The 3,929-nt window shown below is 68.2% G+C and carries 8 protein-coding genes; all 8 read left to right on the plus strand.

Features of this window, described 5'->3' with window-relative positions:
* Nucleotides 1–538: 538 nt before the first annotated feature.
* Nucleotides 539–790, plus strand: a complete 252-nt coding sequence (locus P1P75_RS40270; RefSeq protein WP_319264683.1) for a hypothetical protein — start codon at nucleotides 539–541, stop codon at nucleotides 788–790.
* Nucleotides 791–1,018: 228 nt separating this feature from the next.
* On the plus strand, nucleotides 1,019–1,558 hold the full coding sequence (locus P1P75_RS40275) for a hypothetical protein (RefSeq protein WP_319264685.1): 540 nt from the start codon (nucleotides 1,019–1,021) through the stop codon (nucleotides 1,556–1,558).
* A gap of 124 nt (nucleotides 1,559–1,682) precedes the next feature.
* Complete coding sequence (locus P1P75_RS40280; RefSeq protein WP_319264687.1) at nucleotides 1,683–1,934, plus strand: hypothetical protein; 252 nt, start codon at nucleotides 1,683–1,685, stop codon at nucleotides 1,932–1,934.
* 191 nt (nucleotides 1,935–2,125) lie between these two features.
* Nucleotides 2,126–2,458, plus strand: coding sequence for a hypothetical protein (locus tag P1P75_RS40285; protein ID WP_319264689.1), 333 nt, complete (start codon nucleotides 2,126–2,128; stop codon nucleotides 2,456–2,458).
* A gap of 17 nt (nucleotides 2,459–2,475) precedes the next feature.
* The gene (locus tag P1P75_RS40290) at nucleotides 2,476–2,784 is read left to right on the plus strand and encodes a hypothetical protein (protein WP_319264690.1); all 309 of its coding nucleotides are present in this window, start codon (nucleotides 2,476–2,478) and stop codon (nucleotides 2,782–2,784) included.
* A 72-nt stretch (nucleotides 2,785–2,856) separates the two neighbouring features.
* The gene (locus P1P75_RS40295; protein WP_319264692.1) at nucleotides 2,857–3,291 is read left to right on the plus strand and encodes a hypothetical protein; all 435 of its coding nucleotides are present in this window, start codon (nucleotides 2,857–2,859) and stop codon (nucleotides 3,289–3,291) included.
* A 19-nt stretch (nucleotides 3,292–3,310) separates the two neighbouring features.
* Nucleotides 3,311–3,544: a hypothetical protein gene (locus tag P1P75_RS40300; protein WP_319264694.1), complete on the plus strand. Its 234-nt coding sequence runs from the start codon at nucleotides 3,311–3,313 to the stop codon at nucleotides 3,542–3,544.
* Entirely contained in the window at nucleotides 3,544–3,780 is a 237-nt protein-coding gene (locus tag P1P75_RS40305; RefSeq protein WP_319264696.1) for a hypothetical protein, read from the plus strand. Before P1P75_RS40300 ends, P1P75_RS40305 begins: the two co-directional genes overlap by 1 nt.
* Nucleotides 3,781–3,929 lie beyond the last annotated feature (149 nt).

Here is a 3,929-nt window from a genome sequence, read left to right on the forward strand (position 1 = left end):
CCCCTCGACACCCCGCCCCACGATCGGACAGGGCAAGACCCTCCCCCCGTGGCGAGAAGCCGGGCTAGACTCCCGTCTATCTGACGGGCCCATGGCCTCGTGAGGTCTCGGCCCTCTGCCGGGTCAGGGCGGTGCGGTTGTCGGCAACATCCACCAGTCAGGACCCGCAGAGGGCTTCCACGTGACCGCCACCCCGTCGTCACGCCCCGTCGACATTCAGGCCACACCCCGTCAGGCTTTGGCCAATCGGGCATCGAATCCGTGTCAGTAGGTAGTCAAAACTCGGTTCTATCTACCCTGCCCACCGTCAGGAGTGCCACAGTGGGCACCCCGCACCACTGGACTGGCAGCCGGCATGTGCGGGACGCGCGGGCCCGGTGCTGCGAACACCGGGCTGAACGACAAACCTTCCCATCTGCCGGAGGAGCGGAGACGCCCCATGTCCGCAGCAGACCCCATCCGGAATGAGCCGGACAGCGTTGTCCCGGCCACCGTCCTCGCCTTCCGCCGCCCCCGCCATCAGAGCAGGGAGTCGCGCGTGCCGATACAGCCAGACCCCAGCAGCCTGTCGCCCGAACTGCGGCTGGCCGCCAGCATCGAGAGAGTTTTCGCTGACCACGGACGCTCCCTCACCGACGGCGACACGGCGGCCGATTTCACGATCACCCTGTCCGTGTTCCGCACCCTCCTCCAGGGCGCGCGTGAGCAGGGCAAGCTGGGCGAGGGGGAGTTCGAGACGCTGGACGGGATGATTGAGGGGATGCTGGCCGCGCCACGCCTGCTGGCGTGATGTCTGTATATGCCAGGGATTCGTTCAACCTTCACAAACGTCGACAAACGGTAACAGTCCACACACCGCGTTGATTGTTTGACACACTCTGTTCAACATCAGCCCCGCCTGTGCCACGATGGGGCGTCCGGAGCACCCGGAGGAACAACTTCCGGCCACCCGGCGCGCGCCCCGCCCACCCCAAGGACGTCCCGCGCCCCCGGGCAGGCCACTCAGGGACGGGGACACATGGGCCAAGACATTGCCGGAGCAGCAGCCAAAGCATTCCGCCTCCTGAACAGCCCCGAACTCCGGCAGCCCGCCCGCACCGCACCCACCGGACGCCGCTCCCCCTCGACCACCCCCCAGGCTCCCCTCGACATCGGCCTCGTCGACTACCTCGACCAGCACTACGCCGAAGTCATCACCCACACCCGAGCCCTGACCGACGGACACATCCCCGTCCCCCGCCAACGGGACGACATCTACGAGATGTGCACCGAAGCCCTCGGCAACGCGGACCAGGCCCAACGCCTCCAGGCCCAGGTCATGCTGGAACGCCACCGCCTCGAACACGCCGTTCGCCTGGGTGACGTCAACGTGGTCTGCAAAGAATTCTGCCCCGGCTGCGGTTGCCTCGGCCTGATGTGGGCACACGCAGCGCAGCGAGCGCGATGCACCAACAAACGATGCCGGACCCCAGACGGCGTCGCCTCCAACTGGACCCTCGCCCGCCTCGCCGCGCAAAAGGTCCACCAGACAGAAAAATGGCGCAGGAACGCAACCTGACCGGCAGGTCGGGGGTCTACTAGGCACCAACAACTTCACAGCACGTTCACAACCGGACGCCCCAGCGTCCACCCGTATCGGCCGCGGAGCTGCGAACTCGGTCGTCGATCATGGGAGGCCTTCCATGGCCGTCAGCACCTACTACAGCCCGCTCCCCACGAAGATAGAAGACGGCGTCACCTTCGAGGAGGCATCCGCTCTGCTGGACAGGACCGGACACAAGGCGCCCGAGAGCACACTGCGCCGCTGGGCCAAGGAAGCCGGCTTCGAGACGGAGAAGGTCGGCCGCAAGGTCTACGTGTCCTGGTCGGACATCCTGGAGATCCACCGCGACAAGACGGCTGTGAAGCTGAGAACGTCCTCGAACTGGCCCTGAAGAGGTCCTGAGCTGACGGACTGCCGGCCACCCCCCTGATGAAGCCCTGAACCCCACCGGTTCGGGGCTTTCTTCATGCCCTGACGCCCGATCCATTGCTAAGCAATGGGATATGGGTTACGTTGGTTGTGCTGGAAACGCCACCCCACCACAGGGCAGGCGCAGTACACCCACACACCCCGGAGCCACCCATGGCCGTGATGACGCACGCCCACCACCAGGCCCAAGCCAACTACAACCGCCTGGACCTGGACACCCAAGAGCGCTTCGACCACGCCATGGAACTCGCCGACGACAACCGCGACAACGGCGAATACCTCGCCCTCATGCTCGCCGCAGCCGCCCTCGCCGGCCTCCGCATCCCCTACGGCGGCCACGTCCGCAAATGCGCCTGCTCCTGCTGGTGCCCCGTCATCTTCGACCCGGACCACCCCGACGCCCACGAGATCGAGGCGTCCCCCGGCTACAACCTCGGCCGCCACCAGTGCCCCCGCTGCGCCGACGACCACCGCGAAACCGCCTGACCAGGAACGGACCTGCCATGGACCTCGTCTCTGCCCGCGCCCGCATCCACGCCATGCTCACCGACCCCGACGGCACCGCCACCGACGAGCTGGACCGCCGCCTGGACCACCTCATCGAGGCCGCCCGCACCCCCGAGCCCGCCTACACCAGCAACCCCCTCCCGCCGCGGGACGCCATCTGCGTCCGCCCAGGCTGCGGGCACACCGGCGAGGACCACCACCACGGCGACACCAAGTGCTGGGCCAACCTGCCCCGCACCCGCCAGCCGAACGGCACCTGGAGTGCCGTCCCGATCTGCTACTGCGACGCCTTCCAGGCCTCCTGAACCCACCAACTACCCGGCCGCGCATGACGCCCACACTGCGCGGCCGGGTGACCAACCCCCAGGGAGCACCCCATGCACGGCACCGCCGACGTCCTCCAGCAGATGGCCTCCGTCATCAGCCTCCACGGTGTCCACACCGGCGATCAGTTCGCCATCCGCACCCACCAGGACCGGCTCACCCAGCACGACATCTGCGCCCTCGCCTGGGTGGTCGCGGAAGGGCGCATCGCTCCGCGGGAGTTCTTCATCGACGAGGTCACCTCCCTCGCCATCATCGGCGCCTCCGCCCCCGCCATGGCCGCCATCCGCGCCATCAGCGAAGCCCTCGACACCCCGACCTGCGAAACCGAGATCGCCCCCGGCCTGTACGCCCCGGACTACATCGAGCACGTCTCCAACTGGGCCGCCACCCCGCCCATCTTCGCCACAGACCCGCCCACCGTCGACGAGGTCATCGGCCGCATCCTCCGCGCCCACAACACCCTCACCACCCAGTCCGCCGCCTAGCCCTTCCGGAGCCCCCGCCATGAGCATCACCGCCACCGAGACCACCCCCACCCCCAACGGCGACACCTCCTACAACGCTGGCTACACCGACGGCGAACTCGCCGCCATCAGCAAGCTCCCCGCACGCCGCGCCCACGCCATCGCCTCCATGGCCGACCAGTACGACCCCCTCTACGCCCAGGGCTACGCAGACGGATACCTCGCCGAAATCCAGCGCGCCCACGCCTACGCGGAGAAGAACCGAGCCGCCTGATGCAGACCCACACCGACGACGCCGCCCTCCAGGCCCTCAGCAACCAGGGCGCCATGTGCGGAACCTGCGCCAACGAACCCGGCAACCGCACCTGCCCCTACTGCGAGGAAGCCCGCCACCGCTACCTCAAGGCCTTGCGCGCCATCGGCTGGGCCCCCCTGACCCACGTTCAGGCCGAACTCGACGCGATCAAAGGCGACCTCGCCCGCCTCACCGGCCGCCCACCCACCCCGTAACCCGCCCGACCGACCAGCACGAGCACCGGAGCACCACCACACCGCACCACACCACCCGCAGGACGGAGAACGACCATGGCCACCCGGACACGCAAGGCAACCACCCCCCAGACCAAGCCCGCCCCCAAGAACACCGCCGCCCGCAAGAC

Source organism: Streptomyces sp. ID05-39B (assembly GCF_033794725.1).
Taxonomy (GTDB): domain Bacteria; phylum Actinomycetota; class Actinomycetes; order Streptomycetales; family Streptomycetaceae; genus Streptomyces; species Streptomyces bobili.